This window comes from Shewanella sp. MTB7 (assembly GCF_027571385.1).
GTDB lineage: Bacteria > Pseudomonadota > Gammaproteobacteria > Enterobacterales > Shewanellaceae > Shewanella.
This window is the reverse complement of record NZ_CP085636.1, coordinates 4,797,499-4,820,000: the sequence shown is the minus strand read 5'-3', so window position 1 is coordinate 4,820,000 and position 22,502 is coordinate 4,797,499. Positions and strand designations below refer to the sequence as shown.

The window sequence follows — 22,502 nt, the reverse complement described above, 5'->3', positions numbered from 1 at the left end:
GCGTTGAGCTAACTTGTACTAATGACTCGTAAGGCTTAACCATACAACCCAGATGGGTTTTAACTCTTGTTAAGAGAGTGAGTGCACTAAGGTGTTACTTCAAAAGAATACGAACTTGATTTAAGTCGAACCAATTATTTAATTATCTTGCGAATGTGAGATAACAGCTTTCGAAATTATTTACCTTTAGCTTTTTAAACGCTGGAAGTAATAGCAAATTTGTCTGGAAACCATAGCATTGTGGCCCCACCTGATCCCATCCCGAACTCAGAAGTGAAACGCAATCGCGCCGATGGTAGTGTGGGGTCTCCCCATGTGAGAGTAGGTCATTTCCAGGCGCCTATTTTACTCGTAAAGAGTAGTATTTAAGCCCGCTACGATGTAGCGGGCTTTTTTACGTCTGCAATTTGTCCGTTTCCAGGCGCACTCCTAATACCAATCGGTATAATCATCTGGTCAGATTTATCCATGAACGATTGCATAGATTCTTTACAGTATCAATGTCACTAATAAAGCTATTCCAAGCTTGCGTGCATTGCTCGACAATGTCCTCATAATTGGCAAAACACCTATTGGCTAAATGGCGCTGTCTTATCCATCCCCAAACTTGTTCGATAGGATTAAGCTCTGGTGAATAGGGAGGTAGTTTAATCATGGTTAGATTATCGAATTCATCATCTAGATCTTTTGTATGCCAACCGGCACCATCCATGATCACGACAGCGTGGCGATCTGGAAGAGTTGCTTCAGAAATTAACTTTAGGTGTTGCCGCATGAACCTTTTATCTACCCATGGAGTGATCAACGCTTCGGTATTTCCATTCGACGGACATACCGCCCCAAAAACATAAGCGTACTCAAACTGTTGTTGTCGAACGACTCTTGGACGACTTCCTTTTTTTGCCCATAAGCGTGTCGTCGTGTTTTGTTGCCCTATACGAGCTTCATCTTGAAACCAAACATCAACTTGAGCCAGGGCAATATGACCGGGGATGTTAAGGATCGTTTCCAAGCGGAAGTTTTTTAAAAGCTTCTTGTGCTTTTTGGGATTGTTTAGGATGTTTTGACCTACTCGTTATCCAAGAAAAACCTAGCCGCTTTAATACTCTATAGACACTTGATGGTTCATAATTGATACCAAAGTGCTGAGAAATATATTCATTAATATCAGCACCCGATAGTCTGCCGCCTTCTTCAGATAAACTTTGCTGCTCAATGAATGTTGCGAGTTGTTTAGATTGAGTCTTGTTTAAAGATGGAGGTCGGCCAGGTGATGTTTTGTGCTCAAGGCCCGCTAAACCGTCGGTTAAGAAATCACTTACCCATTTGTTTACACTGGTACGACTCACCTTAAGAATACTCGTGATCTCAATGCGGTTATGCCCTTCACTGAAATGTGCTAATGCCAAAAGACGGATCCGCTTTTGTGCATTTTTCTCTCGTCGTGCCAGAGAGCGAAAGTCAATGGTATTAAGCATTTCCATATGTAACCTAATCATTAAAATTAACTGTTCAGATTAGATCACATCTTTATACCGATTGGTATAATACCAATCGGTATAATCATCTGGTCAGGTTTATCCATGAACGATTGCATAGATTCTTTACAGTATCAATGTCACTAATAAAGCTATTCCAAGCTTGCGTGCATTGCTCGACAATGTCCTCATAATTGGCAAAACACCTATTGGCTAAATGGCGCTGTCTCATCCATCCCCAAACTTGTTCGATAGGATTAAGCTCTGGTGAATAGGGAGGTAGTTTAATCGTGGTTAGATTATCGAATTCATCATCTAGATCTTTTGTATGCCAACCGGCACGATCCATGATCACGACAGCGTGGCGATCTGGAAGAGTTGCTTCAGAAATTAACTTTAGGTGTTGCCGCATGAACCTTTTATCTATCCATGGAGTGATCAACGCTTCGGTATTTCCATTCGACGGACATACCGCCCCAAAAACATAAGCGTACTCAAACTGTTGTTGTCGAACGACTCTTGGACGACTTCCTTTTTTTGCCCATAAGCGTGTCGTCGTGTTTTGTTGCCCTATATGAGCTTCATCTTGAAACCAAACATCAACTTGAGCCAGGGCAATATGACCGGGGATGTTAAGGATCGTTTCCAAGCGGAAGTTTTTTAAAAGCTTCTTGTGCTTTTTGGGATTGTTTAGGATGTTTTGACCTACTCGTTATCCAAGAGAAACCTAGCCGCTTTAATACTCTATAGACACTTGATGGTTCATAATTGATACCAAAGTGCTGAAAAGTATATTCATTAATATCAGCACCCGATAGTCTGCCACCTTCTTCAGATAAACTTTGCTGCTCAATGAACGTTGCGAGTTGTTTAGATTGAGTCTTGTTTAAAGATGGAGGTCGGCCAGGTGATGTTTTGTGCTCAAGGCCCGCTAAACCGTCGGTTAAGAAATTACTTACCCATTTGTTTACACTGGTACGACTCACCTTAAGAATACTCGTGATCTCAATGCGGTTATGCCCTTCACTGAAATGTGCTAATGCTAAAAGACGGATCCGCTTTTGTGCATTTTTCTCTCGTCGTGCCAGAGACCGAAAGTCAGTGGTATTAAGCTTTTCCATATGTAACCGGCTCTTCTCCGCTTAGGTGAGTCTATTCATATCAAAGATCATAAATAACATTATTATTTACAACACTTTCTTATTTGTGAATAGGCGAATATACCTTGCCATCATTATCATCCACCCTATTTGGCTTTAAAGGGCAATGTGTACAGTCCTTTTCTATCGAAAAAGATTCTCAGGCGGTTCTTGTACAATGTCGCCGAGATAGGCGGTTTAAGGTTGAAGAGCCAAGAACTGAAAGCCAATGTACCGTCGATCACTACGTAAGAAGACGGGTACATGACTTACCTGTTAGTGGACGTCCTTGTAGCATCGAAGTTGAACTCGCTCAGACCAGAAATAAAGACGGTATAAGGTTAATTGAAGCGACTGAATTCGTTGCCAAAGGAGCGAGATATACAACTCGCTTCTGTAAGTTCATCAGTGGATTATGCCGGTACATGAGTATTCACGCAGTGTCTCAACATCTAGGAATTCGTTGGGAAACGGTAAAAAACATTGATAAGGAATATCTACATTCAACTCTGCCAGGCTTGGAGCCAGCGAAGCTTAACAACTTAATCCATATTGGCGTTGATGAAGTAGCCAGAGCCAAAAGGCATGACTACATGACCGTTGTATACGATTTGGTTTCTGGTCATTTAATTTGGATCGAACACGGTAGAAAAGCAGCAATCCTTATTTCGTTCTTCGAGCAACTCTCAACAACTACAAGAGACGGTATTAAAGCGGTTTCAATGGATATGGGTCAGCCTTATCAATCGGCAGTAAGGAAAATGCTCCCTAACGCAGATATCGTTTTCGACCGATTTCATGTGATGCAAAACTACTGCTTACTCATCAAAAAAGAACGCGCCAAAGCCTTTCGAAATGGTTCTCATGAAGATAAAAAGATGCTCAAAGGAACGTTGTTTCTCTTGTTAAAAAACGCCCATAAGTTGGATGAAAGGCAGTCAGATAGGCTTGGTGATTTACTCGAGAGTAACAAGATTCTCTGCATTGTTTATATGCTGAAAGAGCAGTTACAAGCGATATGGGATGAACCGTGTTACACGTTGATGGTTAAGGCACTTGAAGCTTGGTGCGATCTTGCTAGGTCAACGAGGATATTGTCCTTGTGTAATTATGCTGACGCACTATTGGATAGAAAAGTCGGCGTCTGTAATTACGCAAAATATAAATTAACCAACGCTCGAGTTGAAGCTGGGAATGTCTCTATTGGTTTACTCAGGCGAAGAGCTAGAGGGATACGAGACATTGAATATTTCAAACTCAAGATCAGACAAACATCAGTCCCTGACACCCATTCAACTTTTTATCCAAATATCAAGCTCATGTAAGCGGAGAAGAGCCTGTAACCTAATCATTAAAATTAACTGTTCAGATTAGATCACATCTTTATACCGATTGGTATTACTTTGCTGAAACTCAACGCCAAACTCCATTTTTATAAAGAATGCTACATCTTGGGCGTTAATACGGCCTCCTTTAACAGACAAACTTTGAGTGTGTACATAGTCTTTAAGGATATCGAGTTGCTTAAGAGAAAGCTGGCTAGGACGACCTAGATTGGGTTTGTCATTTAATCCGTGGAGACCCTGGTTAAGATAGGCTGCTACCCACTTATTAACACTCACTCTACTGACCCTTAAGCATGTCGGCGATAGCGTAACGAGAATGGCCTTCAGCAAAATGCGCTAATGATAGATAGCGCATTTTTTTACGTGCTACTTTTTCATTTTTTTGCGAGTGATACAAAATCAGGGAATTTCATAAGCTTTACGGTTTGTTTGTGGTGACTTATTAGATCACATCTTTATACTGATTGGTATTAGCTGCTCGAACTATTTAAATACTCTAGAAATGAGAAAATGTTTCTGTGTTTTCATGTTGCTTTTAACTACATATAGTCCAAATAGACGCTTCTTGTTATCTGTTGTTTAGCTGGTTTACTATACTAAATGTGGAAATGTTAAACTTCTTGAGTAAAAATCACTCGGTCGAACGTTATTATTCGAAATAGTACTTTACCTTTTAAGGGAGTTTACGCATAATGCGTCTCGTCAACAGGGGTGTAGCTCCAATTGGTAGAGCGGCGGTCTCCAAAACCGCATGTTGTGAGTTCGAGTCTCCCCACCCCTGCCAAATATAGAAAAAGCCGAGCAATAGCTCGGCTTTTTTGCATCTGCAATTCAAGCTATGGCTGATGCTAGTTAGTTCATTGTTTGGCATATACTGTTATTTCCTTTTTTATTCATTGCTTGATCGAGTCAGTTTTCAAGGCGACAGTTTATGATGAAGCTAAGATCTTGCTAAACTGGTATCCTAGTGAATATCAAATTCTACATTTAAGTGATCGAAGCGTGGAAAAATCGGCATATCTGGATGCAATGGAGATTATAAGGTGGAGCCAGGGAAAAGAGGCAAAACAGAGTTACATTATCTTGGTTGACCAAGTCTCTTCTGAATTAGAAAAGCACCCAATTATAACGACAGTGTTGTCTTTAATTGACTGTCCTTTTACTCATTGCACATTTACAAGTTCATTCGTTAAAGGGGCTGATGTCATTTGGGATATGCGCAGAATGAAGCTGCCTAAATCGAATGCAGTTTTGACATCCGCGCCTTTGAAAGAGTTAGAAAAAATCGTTGAAAGCAAGCGTGAGCTTTGGGGACAGATAGTCGCTCAACGAGAAGCTAATTGATGACGCATGAGCATAAGATGGTATCAGTATTATCCTTTAGCATTGATCTTAGCCTCCACATGGCTTCCATCGCCTCTAGAGCACATTTTCATCCTATGAGCCGTGCTACTATTGAAAGTTGTTTTGGGCCCTTATACACCTCTTTAGGGGTTTACATTGAAGATAAACTTCAAGGGTTTGCAATCCTGCATCAAATTTTTGAAGATGCAACCTTGATGGATATTTGTATTGAACCTGAATCTCAAGGGTTAGGGTTTGGACGTTTGTTACTGGAGCATGTCATTACATCAGCTCGTGAGGAAGGGGCTGAAACACTCTTTCTTGAGGTTAGGGAGTCAAGTGTTGCGGCAAGAGCATTATATATTAAAGATGGGTTTAGTGAGACCGGACGTCGTAAAGGTTACTACAAAACTGCCGACGGCAGTGAAGACGCGATCATAATGGAGCTAACGTTGCTTTGACAAGAAATAGCGCCAACTAGTGACGCTATTTTCTGATAGAAAAGGACTGAGAATTATTTCACCTCTTTTCCTTGAGCTTGAAGGTCTGCATGGTAACTTGAGCGAACCATTGGTCCACAAGCTGCGTGAGTAAAACCAATACTGTCAGCAAACGTTTTCAGCTCGTTAAACTCAGCAGGCGGTACGTAACGTTCAACTGGAAGGTGGAACTTCGACGGTTGCAGATATTGACCCAGTGTTAGCATTTCAACATTGTGAGCGCGTAGATCTTTGAGTACTTGAGCTATCTCTTCATTAGTTTCACCTAACCCCATCATCAAGCCTGATTTAGTTGGGATGTGCGGGTGACGCTCTTTAAACTTCTTAAGCAGATCCAGTGACCACTGGTAATTAGCACCTGGACGCGCTTTGCGGTAGTGCATTGGCGCAGTTTCTAAGTTATGATTAAAAACATCAGGTGGCTCAGTGGATAAAATATCAAGTGCAGCATCGATACGACCGCGGAAATCAGGTACTAATGTTTCAATCTTGATCTCTGGATTGAGCAAACGAATTTCACGAATACAGTCAGCAAAGTGCTGCGCACCACCATCACGAAGATCGTCACGATCAACGGAGGTGATCACCACATATTTAAGCTTCATATCCCTGATGGTTTGAGCCAATTTTTTAGGCTCCTCAGCATCAGGTTTGAGTGGGCGACCATGGGCAACATCACAAAATGGGCAACGACGGGTGCAAATAGCGCCTAAGATCATAAACGTTGCAGTGCCATGGTTAAAACATTCGGCTAGATTTGGGCAAGAAGCCTCTTCACAGACGGAATGTAGACCATTGGCACGTAAAGCCTGCTTTATCTCATCGATACGTTGGCTTGACGAGGGAAGCTTTACTCTCAACCAGTCAGGTTTACGCAGCATAGTTTCGCGCTCAGAGGGAACGACTTTAACAGGGATGCGTGAGACTTTATCGGCATCTCTGAGTTTTACACCTGGTTGTAATCTTTCTGGCCTACTCATATGACTGTGACAATCCTTGATGGTGAACTAGATTCTGATAGCCTAATATTTGGCTAAATGTTTTAACGAGCTGTTCGCCTGCCTCTGTGACAGTTTGCGGCCCGCCTAATTGTTTGCATTGCACCATTTCCAGACCGACATACCCACAAGGGTTAATTCGTTGAAATGGGCTCATATCCATATCGACATTAAGCGCTAACCCATGAAAGGAGCAGCCTTTGCGGATCCTAAGTCCTAATGATGCAATTTTACGTTCATCGACATAAACACCGGGTGCATCAGCTTTTGCATAAGCGTCGATTTGATAAGCAGCAAGCATCTGTACTATGCTATTTTCGATATCAGTGACAAGTTGTCTAACACCTATCTTAAGTCGCTTGATATTGAGAAGAGGGTAGGCGACAAGTTGACCGGGTCCGTGATAGGTGACCTGACCTCCACGGTCGACCTGAATGACAGGAATATCTCCTGGATTCAAAATATGCTCACTCTTACCTGCTTGACCTTGGGTAAATACAGGAGGGTGTTCTACTAACCATAGTTGATCAGGGCTCGTACTATCTCGGTTATCGGTGTAGTTCTGCATCGCGTGCCATACAGATTCGTAATCTTGCTGACCAAGATACCTTACGTGCAATGTGCTCTCGGACAAGGTCAAGCGCTCCCCTAAAACAATAATGGCAGTAGTATACGCCTCTAACTGATAATTGTAAGCTAGATCACACTTACAAATCTGTCTGATGTTGCTTCGAGGTTATTGAGCCTAAAAGCTAATCAAAACGAGTTACCTGTGAGGATGATCTACTTAGTTGAATTGCTAGAATTATAGAACGCGTTTCACGCCTTCGATGGCCGCAAGTTCTACATAGAGGGATTCAATCTGTTCTTTACTCTGAACTGTAACCCTGATTGTTATTGAGCTGTATGTTCCTTTACTTGAGGTCTTGGTACTTGGAGCATAGTCACCAGGAACATGCTTTTGTACTACTGCGACGACTTTATCTGCCAGAGTCTCACTTGCATCGCCAACGATCTTAAATGGAAAAGAGCATGGGAGTTCCATTAGTTCATGAAATTTTGTGTTTAAGTCAGTATCAGTCATAACGGGATTTTCCTAAGGAAGCAAAATTAGAATAGTTCAATCTATATGGTGGTAATAATATAAAATTCAAGGGAGGGAAAATAAGGAAGCCACCCGAAGGTGGCTTCAATTTACGTTTCTAAATGTGCTGTTTAACTAAACCAGCCCGCAAACATCTGCTTAAAATAATCCATTAACTTGCTGAACCAACTGCCTTCATTCACTTCTTGAAGCGTCACAAGTGGGAACTGAGCGATATCTTTACCATTAAGCTGGAAGTAGATACGACCGACAGTTTCTCCCTTCGCTAACGGTGCAGTTAGCTCTTTTGTAAGCTCAAAGTTTGCTTGTAGGTTTTTAGCTTGACCACGATTAATCGTGATAGGCGTATCAGTGATAACGCCTAAATCCACAGATTCCTTATCACCATACCAAATTTTTTGAGTTACGAAGCTGTCGCCCGCTTTATATGGGGTTATTGTTTCAAAGAAGCGAAAACCATAATTTAGGATCTTTTTACTTTCTGCTTTACGTGCAGCTTCACTTTTAGTTCCCATAACGACGGCAACTAAACGCATATCATCCTTGGTCGCAGAGGTCACTAAGTTATAACCTGCCCCTGAAGTGTGACCTGTTTTAATACCATCTACATTTAGACTCTTGTCCCACAATAGACCATTGCGGTTATATTGCTTTATGCCATTGAAGGTGAAAGATTTCTTGCTATATACCGCATATTCTTCAGGAACATCACGTATAAGTGCAGCCCCTAAAATTGCCATATCATAAGCAGTTGTCTTGTGATTGTCAGAGTCGAGTCCATGAGAGTTCTCAAAGTAGCTGTCTTGCATACCTAGCTGTTTAGCCCAAGAGTTCATCAGATCGACGAAACCATCTTCGGTGCCAGCAATATGTTCGGCCATAGCAACACAGGCATCGTTACCTGATTGAATAATAATGCCGTGGTTGAGATCGTCTACCGAAACCTGTTTACCCACTTCGATGAACATTTTTGAGGAGTCAGGGAAGTTCTTAGACCAGGCTTTTTGACTGATGGTGACTTGGTCATCAGGAGAAATATTACCCACTTTGATCTCATGACCAATGACATAACTGGTCATCATTTTAGTTAAGCTGGCCGGATTCAAACTTTCGTAGGCATTCTCTTCAGCAATAATTTGCCCAGTATTGTAATCCATTAGAACGAAGGCTTTAGCGGCTACTGTTGGCGCATTTGGTGTCACAACGGGAGCAGCAAAAACGAAAGAAGATGCAAGACTAGTTGCAAGAATAAAGGATTTTAAAGGTCGGTTTAAAAAATTCATATCAATTAAGGCACGTCTTATTTGGTTATATTCAGGATCGTAAGCTTGCGCGAGTATATCATTAGTCGACAGGCTAATTCAGTGAAGGTTCATTAATCTTTTGTAAATAATCAGGGTTTAAGCTCAAGCCGTTATCTGGTGCCGAGCGTTTTTCAACACTTGCCTCTAGGTTATTCAGAGATTAAGTAACTCTGTGGAAAGCCATTAGACTTAAGTTCCTGGTTGAGTTTAGTCGCCAACTGCTGACGGCCTATAGGGCCTAGCTGCAATTTGTAGAGGTTATTACTCTGCTTTAACCGCGTTTTGACTTGGTATTTATCTTCTAAACGCTTTGCAAGAGTGTTGACCTTAGCTTTATTTGAAGACGCAAGAACTTGAATATAATGAAGTTTTGTTTCTTTTAATTCAGCTAGCGCGATTGATTCAGGATTTTCAATATAGATAGCTTCGATTGCGACTTTTGCCGTTCCGGTTTTTAACATATCTAATTTATGGGCGGCCGCATAGGAAAGATCAATAATCCTATCTTCATGGAAGGGACCTCTGTCATTGACTCGAACGATGACCTCTTTGTTATTGGCGAGGTTAGTGACTTTGACATAGCTTGGCAGTGGCAGTGATTTATGGGCTGCTGACATGGAGTACATATCATAGGTTTCACCGTTAGAGGTCAGGTGGCCATGAAACTTACTGCCATACCACGAAGCGGTGCCACTACTGCGATAGCCTTTACCTGTATCCATGACTTGATAAGACTTACCTAGCACGGTGTAATTTTTCTTATTACCACCACGACTATAGGCTTCATATTTAGGGTGGGCATTTTCAACTTTTGTTACATCAGGCGCGCTACTCGGTGCCTGATCATTTGCCATTGTGTAGCGTCCGCCGTCTGAGCTGGAGCAAGCAGAGATAAGTAACGCGAAGGAAATAATCGCTATCCAGTTAGATATTTTATTGGGCATCATGTGCCTTTTTTAGTTGTTGGCTGAATTGATAAACGGCCATAGCATAAAGCGGACTACGATTATAACGGGTGATCACGTAAAAATTTTTCAGTCCGATCCAATATTCACTTTTAGCTTCCAGCTCAAGTTCAACGATAAGTGCAGGCTGTGATATATCGAGATCGACGGATTCAGCCAGAGCAAGTGTCGGCGTTAAAATATCAGAGACTTGATAATGCAAACGTTCCCCAGCCCATGTTTTTAAAGAAGCAGGGATCCCATTTGAATCGGTTAACGGTATCGCAACTGGGGCGCCCGCGACCCAACCATGTTGATGGAAGTAGTTAGCCACGCTGCCTATAGCATCCACAGGATTATTGAGTAGATCTCTTTGACCGTCATGGTCAAAGTCAACGGCATAATGGCGGTAACTTGACGGTATAAATTGACCAAAGCCCATCGCACCCGCGTAGGAACCTTTTAGCTGATTGATATCCAAGCCTTCCTCTTTGGCTAGAGTTTGTAAATTACTCAGTTCTTTTCTAAAGAAAGTGGCTCTTGGTAGGTAATAGAAACCTAACGTATATAGGGCATCGGCGACTGGGTAGTTTCCCATGTAGCCACCGTAGAAGGTCTCGATACCTATTATAGCGATAATAATTTGCGGATCGACACCAAACTCTTTGGCGGCGCGATCAACGGTACTTTTATGTTTTTTCCAAAATTCAAGACCAGTCTTTAAACGCTTTTCGGTGAGGAAAATGGGGTAGTATTGATGCCAGGGTTTAGCTTCCCACGGTTTTGTCATGGCGTCTATCACGCTTTGATCGAACTTAGCCGACGACAGAAAGGTGTTTACTTCTTCATGAGTAAACCCCAAGGCGAATTGAGTTGCCAAGAATTCAGATTTTAATGATGATGCTTCATCTTCGATGTTTACATCTAAAGCTGCCGTGGCAGAAGAGCTTATAGAGAGTGTGGCCAAGAGTATTGTGGTTAAAAATTTAAGCATCATTTTCACTTATTCAGTTCCCAATATAACAGCAAGTCAATAGGCTGCACTGTTAGACCGTTGCAGAAGATATATTAGTTAGATATTAACTGACTTACCTTAATCACCCATGAAATCGTTATGGTCGCATGGGAAATTGAGTTTATCTGTCAACAAAGCGCCTGTGGGTATGAATACTCATCAAGATACCAAACCCTGTCATCAACGTTAACATGGATGTTCCACCATAACTAATTAATGGTAAAGGTACACCTACCACCGGCAGAAGCCCTGAAACCATGCCGATATTGACAAAAATGTAGACGAAGAAAGTTAAGGTAATACTTCCTGCTAATAGACGCGCAAAACTGGTTTGTGCCTGAGATGCGATCACTAAGCCGCGTCCAATGATATATAGGTATATGGCGAGTAACAAAAAGCTGCCCATCAAACCAAACTCTTCACCAATGACGGCAAAGATAAAGTCGGTATGTCTTTCCGGCAGAAATTCCAGTTGAGACTGAGTGCCATCGAGCCAACCTTTGCCGAGCATTCCGCCAGAGCCAATCGCAATCTTGGACTGGATAATATGATAGCCAGCGCCAAGAGGATCTTTTTCTGGATCGAGCAGGGTGAGTACTCGGGTACGTTGGTAGTCATGCATCAGGAAGAACCATAATATTGGCAACATTGCTAGCACGCTACCGATAAACCCTCCGACAATTCGCCAGCTCATTCCAGACAGAAAAAGCACGAAAATTCCGGATGCGGCGACTAAAATCGAGGTTCCTAGATCGGGTTGTTTAGCGATCAATAGGGTCGGGATAAGCAGTATTACGCCAGCTCCCGCCAGATAACGTTTTTTCGGTGGGAGTGGGAATTTACTGATGTACCAAGCCATAGTGATAGGGAAGGCCAGTTTCATCAGTTCTGATGGTTGAAACTCCATAAAACCAAGGTTTAACCAGCGCTGTGCTCCCTTATTTATTTCACCAAAGAAGTGCACTCCAAGCAGCAATATAACCCCTGTTATATAGATGGGGAATGCCCAACGTCTCAGAACTTCAGGGTTGATTTGTGCCACAACAAACATAATGAATAGAGATAATCCCATGCGGAACAGTTGACGTTCCATTAGGGCTAAGTCTTCTCCACCGGCTGAATAGATCACAAAAAGTCCAAAACACATTAGTGCTAAGAGTCCCAGCAATAACGGCAGATCGATATGCATACGTTGCCATATATTCATCCTATGGTGTTGCGGACTCATTGATTAAACTCCAGATTGTCTCGTAGCATATATTCATCAAGTAGTGCTCTGGCGACAGGTCCGGCATTAGCGCCTCCCCAGCCTGCGTTTTCAAGTACTACAGCCAACACTATTTTAGGATTTTCATAGGGAGCATAGGCAATAATGAGCGCATTATCTTTCAAGTATTCATCTATGGTGTCAGCATCATATTCTTCATTTTCTGCAACGCTAAATACTTGAGCTGTCCCTGTCTTCATTGCTGCAGTATAACCAGCATCCTTAAAGCGGGATTTATGTGCTGTATTCATCATGGATTCATTGATGATATTCCAGTTGTTTTGGTCATTCAGAATGATAGGCGCCATCTCATCGACTGGTGAGTCTATTCTCGAAGTATTGTCTTTAATGGATCTGAGCAGGTGCGGTACGAATCGCCGTCCTTTGTTCGCCATGATAGCTGCAGCATTGGCGAGTTGTAGTGGCGTGGTTGTCCAATAACCTTGGCCAATGCCGACAGAAATCGTATCGCCTATGTACCAAGGCTGGTTATAGCGCATACGTTTCCAGTCTTTAGAAGGCATGATACCAGCGGACTCTTCGAAAATGTCGATACCGGTTCGTTCACCGAAGCCAAAAGGTTGCATAAAGCTGGCGATCTTATCGACTCCAGTCTTATAGGCAAGATCGTAAAAATAAGTATCACACGAGCCAACTAAGGCGCTATTTACGTCGACCCAGCCATGGCCCCAACGTTTCCAGTCCCTGTATTTACGTTCGACGCCAGGGATCTGCCAAAAACCGGGATCCCAAACTCGTGTTTTTGGCGTAACGATTTTTTCATCTAACCCCAGCAGGGCTAGGTGTGGTTTTATCGTTGATGCAGGCGAATATTGACCCTGTGTCGCTCGGTTAATAAGAGGGCGAGCGCGTGAACTAAGGAGTCCACTGTATGCTTTGCTGCTTATTCCGTGAACAAATAAATTGGGATCATAAGTGGGGCTGGAAAGCATTGCCAAGATCCCACCATCACGGGGGTCAATAGCCACAACTGACCCGCGTCGTCCATCGAGCAGTTCTAATGCTTTCTTCTGAAGATCGAGATCTAACGTGAGGTAGATATCTTGGCCCGGTTCTGGGGCGACAGACTTGAGTGTTCGAATAGTACGGCCACGATTATTGACCTCCTCTTCGAGGTGGCCAGGCTTACCATGCAGTAAATTTTCATAGAACTTCTCTACCCCTTGCTTGCCAATATATTTGGTGCCGGCGTAGTCTTTCCACTTCTCTTCTTTTTGCAGTCTAAGTTTATCTCTGTCATTAATGCGACCTACATATCCCAATGCGTGTGTCATCAAACCATTATAAGGATAGTGACGTTTCAAACCTGCAACGACAGAGATCCCTGGGAACTTATGCTGGTTAACACTAAAAATAGCCACTTGATCTTCTGTCAGTGGAGTCTTAAGAGTCAAGGGTTTAAAGCGTCGATGGTATTTGAGGGATTGAGTGAAATCTTCCTCTTCATCAGCACTGATAGGAATAATTTTGCTTAGTCTGGCTAAGGTTTCTGGAATGTTTTTAACTTTCTCAGGGGTCAATTCTAAAGTGAAAAAAGGCAAGTTTTCGGCAAGGATTTTGCCATTTCTATCATAAATCAAGCCGCGACTGGGTGCGACAGGTACAACCCTAATCCGATTGTCATTAGAGCGGGTTTCATAAGCGGTATAAGAGAGAATTTGTAGGTGATATAAATTGCTCAGTAATATCCCTAATAAAAGAACAACACAAACAAAAGTAAATAAAGCTCTTCGTTTGAAAAGCGAAGCTTCTGCTGCGTGGTCATGCATCGTTATCCGCTTTCTTGGCGCCACTTACAGATTCTCCAGCTTAGATGTAATGTAATTGGTATAACTATTTGATACATAGCCTAGCTCAAGACGCTAACTCGTTTCTACTTAATTCCCCAGACTATTCTCTGTGGTAGGGGTGATTAGTATTAACGCTCCATGCTCGATAGAGGCTTTCAGCAACAACGACCCTGACTAAGGGGTGAGGTAAGGTCAATGCAGATAGGCACCAGCTTTGGCTTGCGGCTTGCTTGCAGGAGGGAGCTAGACCTTCTGGACCACCAATGAGTAAACTGACATCGCGTCCATCTAGTTGCCAACGACTTAGTTGAGTAGCCAACTCTGGGGTTGTCCATGTTTTACCCGGTAGATCTAAGCTGACAATGTGATTTCCTTTCGGGATTATTGCTAACATCTGCTCGCCTTCTTTATGTAGAATTCGAGCTATATCAGCATTTTTCCCTCTTTTGCCAGCTGGGATCTCTACCAGTTCGAGTGCCATATCTCTAGGGAATCGTCGTTGATATTCCTTAAAGCCTGTGGTTACCCAATCTGGCATACGCGTGCCTACTGCGACCAGCTGTATCTTCATTAAGCTGGCTTTTCAGTCCACAATTTTTCAAGCTCGTAATAATCACGAGTCTTATCTTGCATAACGTGAAGGATCACATCACCAAGATCAACCAGTACCCATTCACTACTTTCACGGCCTTCAACACCATTGATGTGAAGGTTTGCACGCTTAGCTTCAACCACTAGGTTTTCTGCGATAGCTCTCACGTGAGTTTTTGAAGTACCTGAACAAACCACCATAAAATCAGCTAGGTTAGAACGTTCTGAGATGTCTAAAACCACGACATCTTTTGCTTTTAAATCTTCGACTTTGTCGATCACAAACAGTTTTAGCTCGGCGCTTTCCACGCGTTATTCCTTAATAATTTTTTAACAGCGCGGAAGTATAACAGGTTATATCAATTCTCATAAGCGATTGCTGCTATAGAAGTGTAATTTGATTAAGTAAGAATCAATTTTGAACATTAAGCTGATGTTTGGTACAGATTTTTATCTTTAATATATTCAGAGATTATGTTGGGTAAAGCATCTGTAGGCGTGCTTCCTTGAGACAATTGTTGTCGAATTTCGGTGGAAGAGTATGCCTGTGGTGTGACTTTAATGGGGATGATAAGCCCTGATTTTTGAGCCGTTATCGCTTGTGGTGACGCTAACCTTGTTTGATATTCGTTAAAAATGGCATTATCAGGAGCCAAGTTCCAGCCTTGGCGCTGGCAGACAACGAGGTGGCAAAGGGTAAACAGAGACTGCCATTTGTACCAATTAGTCAATGTGATGAGTGAGTCCATCCCCATAATAAAGTAGAACTCATCATCTGGATTATTTAGGGTTATCTGCTCAAGAGTGGTCACTAAATAGGAGGGTGTCTGCCGATTTACTTCAATATCACACAGTTCAAATTCAGCATATTGATCGCAAACTAACTGTGCCATCTCGACACGATGCTGCGTATTTACTGATGGGGTTGTTTTATGAGGAGGTATATGATTCGGCATTAGCCAAATTTTATCTAAATTCAGCAGTTGTTTTACTTCTATTGCAGGACGAATATGGCCGAAATGTATCGGATCGAATGTGCCACCTAAGATACCGATACGCATAACTGATTACTCCTCTTCGTTAAGTTTTATGTGAGCTAACACCTGATGTGCTTTGGGATCGAAAAGCAGGCTTAGGTGGCTCATACCAGTCCAATCTTCGATGCCTTGCTGCTTAAGTTTCAGCTCAACAGCTGACGTACTGGCAAGTAACTTTTCTATATGAACTAAGGTGAGCCTATTAAGCGCCGATTGATATAAAGATTTACGTTTATCCCATATTCTCAGCTTACCCCATAAAGATTGTAGTGATTGATTACAGTCCATCGCGGTTCTTAGTTGCAGCAGTATGGAAAGCTCTTTAAACACGCCCCATAAGATGATGGGCATCGCGACACCCTCAGCCTTTAGTTGGGAGAGAATATGCAACGACTTATCTTGTTGATTATTGAGCATGGCATCGGTGAGCTGAAACACACTAAAGCGCGATTGATCTTCAAAATAAGAGGTAAGCTGATGACTGTCAATTCGATCTTTTGGACTTAACAGTTGTAATAACTGCAGGGATTGATCGGCTGCTAATAAGTTACCTTCATAGAGACTGAAGAGCATCTCTCTGGCATCACGAGTGAGTGTGAGTTTGAAGTGATTTATCCGTTCATCGAGCCAGCGTTGAAATAGTCCTCCTTCGGGAGTTGCGCAGGGAATATAAATGCCATGGGCATCTAACGTCTTAAACCATTTACTTTTGGTCTGCTCAGCGGTCAGTTTAGGTCCTGTGATGATGAGAAGAACATCAGGGTTTGGCATCTGCATCAAGCTTTGAAACATAGCCCCGCCTTCACTGCCAGGCTTTGCCTGGGGTAAGATTAGCTCTATAATGCGCCGACTTGAGAATAGGCTCATGGCTTGCCATTGATCAACTAAGTCACCCCAGTTAAAACCTGTTTCTTGGGTTAGTTGTATCTTCTCCTCAAATCCCTCTTTCTTAGCTTGAGCGTAGATTTGACTTCGGCTAGTTTCGCACAGCCAAGGATCATCGCCAAAAACAAGATAGCATTGCTGAAGAGGTTTGAGATGACGTGAAAGTTGATCTGGGTAAACCCGCATCAAATTACCTTAACAAAGTTATGAGGTGTAGTGCCTAATTGAGGGGCGCGATACCTGAGTATCACTTGACTTCAATAGTGGCAAGCGTCTGGATCATCTGATCTGCTGCTTGAATACGCATCTCTTTTAACAACATCTCCATTTCACGACTCTTTGCTAGAGCGGTTCGAGGATCGTCCAGATAGTCACGATGAATATCAACATCGAATTGTTGAGAGTCTTGATCAGGAAGTGTGACGGCAAAGGTGACTTGGTAGGTCAACTCATATTCGGCTACATTGCCCGTAGGGTAGAGAGAGAGCGTCGTTCTATCCAGTGAGTCATGTAATATCTGTAGCTGAGGTATGTCTTCGACATCTTTGGTTAATTTAATACCTTGCAGGCGCAAACGCTCACGCACTAGACGTGTGAGTTCACTGTATTGATCTTGACTGCTCAGATGTAGGGTTCTTAATTGCTCAGGAATTGAATAATTCCCTTGCAGTTTAAAGCCGCAACCAGCACTGAACAAAATACTCAATGCCATTGTTATGGTTATTGTTGCGAAACATAGGCGTTTTATAAGCATAATCGAGACATGTATTCCTTTGGCTGATGTCATTTAGTTCTAGCTGACTGACACTGGGTAAAACCCAATGCCAGTCATGTAGTGCTAGTTTAGTTAGCTACGATATTGAGCAATTTTCCCGGTACGTAGATCACTTTGCGAACGGTTTTACCTTCGGTGTGTTTAATGACACCTTCCTCTGCAAAACCTTGTTCCTCGACAGCTTCTTGCGTTGCGTCCGCAGGCACTGTGATTTTAGCGCGAAGCTTACCGTTTACTTGAACGATGATCAGTTTGCTATCTTCAATAAGTGCCGATTGATCGGCTTCGGGCCAACGTACGTCTTCGATATTCTCTGGATTACCAAGGTTGTTCCACAAAGTAAAGCTAGTGTGTGGAATGATAGGGTAAAGTAGACGTACAACAGCAGACAGAGCTTCCTGCATCAAGGCTCTATCTTGCTCTGTTTCAGTTGGTGCTTTTTGAAGACGATTCATCAGCTCCATGACAGATGCGATAGCGGTGTTAAACATCTGACGACGTTCAATATCGTCACCGACCTTAACGATAGTCTTGTGTAGTTCACGACGTAGTTCTTTTTGCTTGGCATCAAGTGACTTAACGTCCAGCGCTACAGTCACACCTTTAGCTACGTGGTCATGAGCGACTTTCCACAAACGTTTAATGAAGCGATGTGCGCCTTCTACGCTCGACTCTTGCCACTCAAGTGTTAGTTCTGGCGGGGCTGCAAACATCATAAACAAGCGAACTGTATCAGCGCCATATTTATCGACCATCTCTTGAGGGTCAATGCCGTTGTTTTTAGACTTAGACATCTTGCTCATGCCGGTATAGACAAGTTCATGTCCTTGGCTATCAACCGCTTTGACGGTACGACCTTTATCGTCCGTTTCCTGTACGGTTACATCTGATGGAGAGACCCAAACCCGTGCGCCTTTCTCATTGTTATAGTAGTAAGCATCAGCTAACACCATACCTTGAGTCAGTAGACGTTTTGCTGGCTCATCTGAGTTCACCAACCCTGCATCACGTAGCAATTTGTGGAAGAAGCGGAAGTAAAGTAAATGCATACACGCATGCTCAATACCGCCGATATACTGATCCACTGGCAACCAGTAGTTTGCTTTAGCTGGATCTAACATCTCATCGGCATGTGGGCTACAGTAACGCGCGTAGTACCATGATGATTCCATAAAGGTATCAAAGGTATCTGTTTCTCTAAACGCTTCCTGGCCATTAACCTGAGTCTTAGCCCACTCTTTGTCTGCTTTGATTGGGCTTTGGATCCCATCCATGACAACATCTTCAGGAAGAATGACTGGCAGTTGATCTTTAGGTGTTGGAACGACAGTGCCATCAGCAAGTGTGACCATAGGGATTGGTGCTCCCCAGTAACGCTGACGAGATACACCCCAGTCACGTAGACGGAAGTTAACCTGACGTTTACCTTTACCTTCAGCCGTTAGTCTAGCATCGATAGCGTCGAATGCCGCTTGAAAGTCTTGTCCGTCTAATTCAGGGAAAGCGTCACCAGAGTTAAATACGACACCTTTTTCAGTATAGGCTTCTGCACTGATGTCCAACTCTCTATCAGATGGCTTGATAACACCTTCGATGGCTAAGTCATATTTAACTGCAAATTCATAATCACGCTGATCATGAGCAGGAACTGACATCACAGCGCCTGTACCGTAGTTCATCAATACGAAGTTAGCAGCCCAGATAGGGACTTGCTTACCACTTAATGGATGAATGGCATACAGACCGGTTGCAACACCTTTCTTTTCCATTGCAGCCATCGCAGCTTCAGTGGTATCGGCGTTCTTGCACTCTTCGATAAATGCAGCCAGCTTTGGATTATTCGCAGCGGCTTTTTCTGCCAAAGGATGCCCAGCAGCAACGGCTACATAGGTAACCCCCATCACTGTGTCAGGACGTGTAGTGTAGATGTCGAAAGACTCATCGCTATCGACAACTTGGAACGTCATCTCGATGCCTTCGCTGCGGCCAATCCAGTTACGCTGCATGGTCTTAACTTGCTCAGGCCACTCATCGAGCTTGTCGATGTCGTTTAACAGTTCTTCAGCGTAAGCGGTAATTTTAATGAACCACTGTGGGATCTCTTTTTGTACCACAGGGGTATCACAACGCCAGCAACATCCGTCTTGTACCTGTTCGTTGGCGAGTACGGTTTCATCATTAGGACACCAGTTCACAGAAGCTGTCTTCTTATAGACTAAGCCCTTCTCAAAAAGCGTAGTGAAGAACCATTGTTCCCAGCGATAATATTCTGGTGTGCAAGTGGCGATTTCACGGCTCCAGTCATAGCCAAAACCTAGCGCTTTTAGCTGGTTTTTCATGTAATCAATATTTTCGTAAGTCCAAGGCGCTGGTGCAGTGCTATTTTTAATCGCTGCATTCTCAGCTGGCAGGCCGAATGAATCCCAACCAATCGGTTGCAGAACATTTTTCCCTTGCAAACGCTGGTAACGGGCGACAACGTCACCTATGGTGTAGTTACGGACATGACCCATGTGCAGACGGCCCGATGGGTATGGGAACATAGAGAGACAGTAAAACTTCTCTTTATTCTCATCTTCGGTGACTTCAAAGGTTTTCGTGTCTTGCCAGTGCTGCTGCACCTTGGCTTCAATTTCTGAAGGTTGATATAGCTCTTGCATCAATATTTCCCGGACATGTCGCCCATTATTTGATCTTGCGCACTTTCCGCGCGAGTTAGTTCCGCATAGAATAAACTAGAAGTGAGTCATTAAAAAGGTTCGGATGAAGGAGTATTGAATATGAGTGCAAGAAGTGCGGAGTTACTATCGCTTTATGAAGCACTATTAGCGAAAGTGAAAATCGACTACCTTAACGATAACTCCATGACTGTAAAGGAGTTGTTTTCTGTTGTTACCAATGGGAAAGCGTTTCTATCTCTTAAGAAACAGGCTAAAGAAGATGAGTTAGCTTTAGTTGAACAATTTTTAAAACGTGATATTGCTAACTATCTTCAAGAAAAAAATGATACCGACTTGAGCCACAGTCCTACCATGATCACTGTTGAGAACACGGTTTGGCATTGGTTGAGTGGTATTACTGACCGTAGTCAGATTGAATGGCATGAAATATTGCAAGATTTTAAACACCAAGGTCATTATCAAAGTGGTGAAATTGTCGGTCAAGGGAACATGGTGTGCGTGCACTGTGGTCATGAGATGAAGATTGAATTTCCCGGTGTGATCTCTGATTGTCCTGAGTGTGATAAGAGTGAGTTTACCCGAGAGGCGCTGGCACCATAGCAATATCGTTACATTTTTTTGGAGAGCTAAAATTTCATTTGCCTACAAGCTACTTCGACATGCTGAATGGTGCATATTGAAGTGGTTTGAGTAAAAATACCCGCCTCAGCGGGTATTTTATTTGAAAAAGTAGTCATGATCGGTGTTTTACAAACCTAAACAGGAATAGCACAAACAATATTGATGACCAGATAAGTATCGGCCACTCTCCCCACTTAGAAAAACCTGTTACCCCTTTCATTAGTGGTATATCAGCGACAAGAATACCAGCCTCGAATTGAGGCAGTCTATGGGTAATATTGCCCTTTTCATCTACCACGGCCGTTACGCCGTTGTTGGTAGCTCTGACTAAAGGACGGCCTAATTCTATCGAGCGCATTTGCGCTATCTCCATATGCTGCAATGGGCCGTTTGAACTGCCGAACCATGCATCATTAGATACGGTCAGTAATAGTTCCGTATCTTCATTGACGTTAGCTCTTAACTGCTCCGGAAATGCGATCTCATAGCAGATGGCTGGTGCTATCTGATAGCCTACTGCATTTAGGTTTGCTTGTTGGTATTCACCACGGACAAAAGAGGACATAGGCAGATTAAAAAGTGGGGCGATAGGCCTAAGCAAGGCTTCAAAGGGAACAAACTCACCTATAGGTAACAGGTGGTGTTTCCTAAATTCATTGGTTCCACCGATTTTATAATCAGCTTGGTTTTGCTTAGACTGATTATGGTTTCCAAGCACGATAAGTGAGTTATAGAAGTTCTCTTGTTGGTTACTGATAATACCGGTAATAATGGCGCTGTTGTTTAAGTTGGCAACTTTATTAGCATTGTCGAGAAAATCAGACACCATAGATTCTGGAGCCGGTATGGCGGCTTCGGGCCAGATGAAAATATCGGTATCGGCCAGTTCAGGTCGAGATAGATCCATGTATTTGAGCATGGTAGGCCATAAGGCTTCAGGCTCCCATTTCATACTTTGAGCAATATTGCCTTGTACTAGCGTGACCTTGACTGATTCCCCATTTGGTTCAACACTCGAAAACATAGGGCTAATATAAGTGGCGAGGGCTAATAAAGGCAACATTAATGCCATGCTATGCCAGCGTTTCTGGAAACATAAGGCTAATGCCCCTGCAAACATAGCAATAAGATAACTAAGTCCCAAGACACCGATAACACTAGCAATCTCTTTTATTGGTCCCTCAGTTTGAGAGTAACCAGCCCATAACCAAGGAAAACCAGTCAACACCCAACCTCTGGCCCACTCGGTTAACATCCATACCACTGGAAAGAGCAACAGGTTTCTAATGAGCTGGTTTTTTGGGGATAATTTCTGTAGCAGGTAACCACTCAATGCGGGGTAAAGTGCAAGGTAAATAGCCAGTAGCGCCATTAATCCGATAGAAGCGATAAGTGGAAGTCCACCGAACTTATCCATGCTGACATGAACCCAGCTGATCCCAACAGAGAAACAACCAAAGCCGAAACTAAGCCAAAAAATGAAACTCTCTTTGGGTGATAAGTCACGACTAAGATGCAGAGTTATTGCCATGGCAACTAAGTAGATTGGCCATATTGAGTAAGGAGCAAAAGCAAGTGCGGTACTGGCACCGGCAAAATATGCCAGTACCAATCGCATTTTTGCATGATGGGCGAATGCCCGAAGTGTATTCAGCATTCCA

The 22,502-nt window shown here is 43.0% G+C and carries 21 protein-coding genes, 1 tRNA gene, 2 rRNA genes and 1 pseudogene (1 of these 25 running past the window's edge); 7 read left to right on the top strand and 18 right to left on the bottom strand.

Features of this window, described 5'->3' with window-relative positions:
- Window positions 1-43 (top strand): 23S ribosomal RNA (locus HWQ47_RS20975) (it extends 2,875 nt beyond the left edge of the window).
- A gap of 179 nt (window positions 44-222) precedes the next feature.
- Window positions 223-338 (top strand): 5S ribosomal RNA (rrf, locus tag HWQ47_RS20970).
- A 110-nt stretch (window positions 339-448) separates the two neighbouring features.
- On the opposite strand, the gene HWQ47_RS20965 is transcribed toward rrf, so the two are convergent.
- Window positions 449-1,478, bottom strand: a protein-coding gene (locus tag HWQ47_RS20965) for an IS630 family transposase (RefSeq protein ID WP_443020112.1) whose coding sequence is annotated in 2 segments (ribosomal slippage) — window positions 449-1,024 and window positions 1,026-1,478 — 1,029 coding nt in all. Because the reading frame shifts where the segments join, the coding sequence is not laid out codon by codon here.
- Between the two features lie 85 nt (window positions 1,479-1,563).
- A protein-coding gene (locus HWQ47_RS20960; protein ID WP_443020101.1) for an IS630 family transposase occupies window positions 1,564-2,599 on the bottom strand; the annotation gives its coding sequence in 2 pieces (ribosomal slippage) (window positions 1,564-2,139 and window positions 2,141-2,599; 1,035 coding nt in all).
- A 104-nt stretch (window positions 2,600-2,703) separates the two neighbouring features.
- On the opposite strand from HWQ47_RS20960, the gene HWQ47_RS20955 reads away from it, so the two are divergent.
- Complete coding sequence (locus tag HWQ47_RS20955) at window positions 2,704-3,942, top strand: ISL3 family transposase (RefSeq protein WP_443020100.1); 1,239 nt, start codon at window positions 2,704-2,706, stop codon at window positions 3,940-3,942.
- A 63-nt stretch (window positions 3,943-4,005) separates the two neighbouring features.
- On the opposite strand, the pseudogene HWQ47_RS20950 reads toward HWQ47_RS20955, so the two are convergent.
- A pseudogene (locus HWQ47_RS20950) lies at window positions 4,006-4,318 on the bottom strand (helix-turn-helix domain-containing protein); the annotation flags it as partial.
- Between the two features lie 352 nt (window positions 4,319-4,670).
- Here HWQ47_RS20950 and HWQ47_RS20945 point away from each other — a divergent pair.
- The 3 genes from HWQ47_RS20945 to rimI all read left to right on the top strand — a co-directional run bounded on the left by HWQ47_RS20945 (window position 4,671) and on the right by rimI (window position 5,768).
- Window positions 4,671-4,747 (top strand) — tRNA-Trp (locus tag HWQ47_RS20945).
- Between the two features lie 218 nt (window positions 4,748-4,965).
- Window positions 4,966-5,307 carry a hypothetical protein gene (locus tag HWQ47_RS20940; RefSeq protein WP_269967949.1) on the top strand — a complete coding sequence of 114 codons (342 nt, stop codon included), beginning with the start codon at window positions 4,966-4,968 and terminating at the stop codon, window positions 5,305-5,307.
- Window positions 5,307-5,768: a ribosomal protein S18-alanine N-acetyltransferase gene (gene rimI, locus HWQ47_RS20935; protein WP_269967948.1), complete on the top strand. Its 462-nt coding sequence runs from the start codon at window positions 5,307-5,309 to the stop codon at window positions 5,766-5,768. The genes HWQ47_RS20940 and rimI overlap by 1 nt, the downstream gene beginning before the upstream one ends.
- A gap of 53 nt (window positions 5,769-5,821) precedes the next feature.
- Here rimI and lipA read toward each other — a convergent pair whose 3' ends face one another.
- From lipA to leuS, 14 genes are all read right to left on the bottom strand, one after another.
- Window positions 5,822-6,787: a lipoyl synthase gene (gene lipA / locus HWQ47_RS20930; RefSeq protein ID WP_269967947.1), complete on the bottom strand. Its 966-nt coding sequence runs from the start codon at window positions 6,785-6,787 to the stop codon at window positions 5,822-5,824.
- The gene (gene lipB / locus HWQ47_RS20925; protein WP_269967946.1) at window positions 6,780-7,439 is read right to left on the bottom strand and encodes a lipoyl(octanoyl) transferase LipB; all 660 of its coding nucleotides are present in this window, start codon (window positions 7,437-7,439) and stop codon (window positions 6,780-6,782) included. The genes lipA and lipB overlap by 8 nt, the downstream gene beginning before the upstream one ends.
- Before the next feature lie 171 nt (window positions 7,440-7,610).
- Window positions 7,611-7,889, bottom strand: a complete 279-nt coding sequence (ybeD, locus tag HWQ47_RS20920; RefSeq protein ID WP_269967945.1) for a DUF493 family protein YbeD — start codon at window positions 7,887-7,889, stop codon at window positions 7,611-7,613.
- 131 nt (window positions 7,890-8,020) lie between these two features.
- On the bottom strand, window positions 8,021-9,193 hold the full coding sequence (locus HWQ47_RS20915) for a serine hydrolase (protein WP_269967944.1): 1,173 nt from the start codon (window positions 9,191-9,193) through the stop codon (window positions 8,021-8,023).
- A gap of 170 nt (window positions 9,194-9,363) precedes the next feature.
- Window positions 9,364-10,158: a septal ring lytic transglycosylase RlpA family protein gene (locus tag HWQ47_RS20910; protein WP_269971816.1), complete on the bottom strand. Its 795-nt coding sequence runs from the start codon at window positions 10,156-10,158 to the stop codon at window positions 9,364-9,366.
- Window positions 10,148-11,155 carry a lytic murein transglycosylase B gene (mltB, locus tag HWQ47_RS20905; protein ID WP_442802110.1) on the bottom strand — a complete coding sequence of 336 codons (1,008 nt, stop codon included), beginning with the start codon at window positions 11,153-11,155 and terminating at the stop codon, window positions 10,148-10,150. The genes HWQ47_RS20910 and mltB overlap by 11 nt, the downstream gene beginning before the upstream one ends.
- A gap of 139 nt (window positions 11,156-11,294) precedes the next feature.
- Window positions 11,295-12,401 carry a rod shape-determining protein RodA gene (rodA, locus tag HWQ47_RS20900; protein ID WP_269967942.1) on the bottom strand — a complete coding sequence of 369 codons (1,107 nt, stop codon included), beginning with the start codon at window positions 12,399-12,401 and terminating at the stop codon, window positions 11,295-11,297.
- Window positions 12,398-14,254: a penicillin-binding protein 2 gene (gene mrdA / locus HWQ47_RS20895; RefSeq protein ID WP_269967941.1), complete on the bottom strand. Its 1,857-nt coding sequence runs from the start codon at window positions 14,252-14,254 to the stop codon at window positions 12,398-12,400. The genes rodA and mrdA overlap by 4 nt, the downstream gene beginning before the upstream one ends.
- Window positions 14,255-14,351: 97 nt before the next feature.
- Entirely contained in the window at window positions 14,352-14,822 is a 471-nt protein-coding gene (rlmH, locus tag HWQ47_RS20890; RefSeq protein WP_269967940.1) for a 23S rRNA (pseudouridine(1915)-N(3))-methyltransferase RlmH, read from the bottom strand.
- On the bottom strand, window positions 14,822-15,151 hold the full coding sequence (gene rsfS / locus HWQ47_RS20885) for a ribosome silencing factor (protein WP_269967939.1): 330 nt from the start codon (window positions 15,149-15,151) through the stop codon (window positions 14,822-14,824). The genes rlmH and rsfS overlap by 1 nt, the downstream gene beginning before the upstream one ends.
- A 116-nt stretch (window positions 15,152-15,267) precedes the next feature.
- On the bottom strand, window positions 15,268-15,903 hold the full coding sequence (gene nadD / locus HWQ47_RS20880) for a nicotinate-nucleotide adenylyltransferase (RefSeq protein ID WP_269967938.1): 636 nt from the start codon (window positions 15,901-15,903) through the stop codon (window positions 15,268-15,270).
- A gap of 6 nt (window positions 15,904-15,909) precedes the next feature.
- Window positions 15,910-16,950 (bottom strand): DNA polymerase III subunit delta, encoded by a 1,041-nt coding sequence (gene holA / locus HWQ47_RS20875; protein WP_269967937.1) that lies wholly within the window; start codon window positions 16,948-16,950, stop codon window positions 15,910-15,912.
- Window positions 16,951-17,011: 61 nt separating this feature from the next.
- Entirely contained in the window at window positions 17,012-17,518 is a 507-nt protein-coding gene (locus HWQ47_RS20870) for an LPS-assembly lipoprotein LptE (protein ID WP_269967936.1), read from the bottom strand.
- 89 nt (window positions 17,519-17,607) lie between these two features.
- Window positions 17,608-20,199: a leucine--tRNA ligase gene (gene leuS, locus HWQ47_RS20865; protein WP_269967935.1), complete on the bottom strand. Its 2,592-nt coding sequence runs from the start codon at window positions 20,197-20,199 to the stop codon at window positions 17,608-17,610.
- 120 nt (window positions 20,200-20,319) lie between these two features.
- On the opposite strand from leuS, the gene HWQ47_RS20860 reads away from it, so the two are divergent.
- Window positions 20,320-20,820 (top strand): zinc ribbon-containing protein, encoded by a 501-nt coding sequence (locus tag HWQ47_RS20860; protein WP_269967934.1) that lies wholly within the window; start codon window positions 20,320-20,322, stop codon window positions 20,818-20,820.
- A 133-nt stretch (window positions 20,821-20,953) separates the two neighbouring features.
- Here HWQ47_RS20860 and lnt read toward each other — a convergent pair whose 3' ends face one another.
- Window positions 20,954-22,498 (bottom strand): apolipoprotein N-acyltransferase, encoded by a 1,545-nt coding sequence (gene lnt, locus HWQ47_RS20855; protein ID WP_269967933.1) that lies wholly within the window; start codon window positions 22,496-22,498, stop codon window positions 20,954-20,956.
- Window positions 22,499-22,502 lie beyond the last annotated feature (4 nt).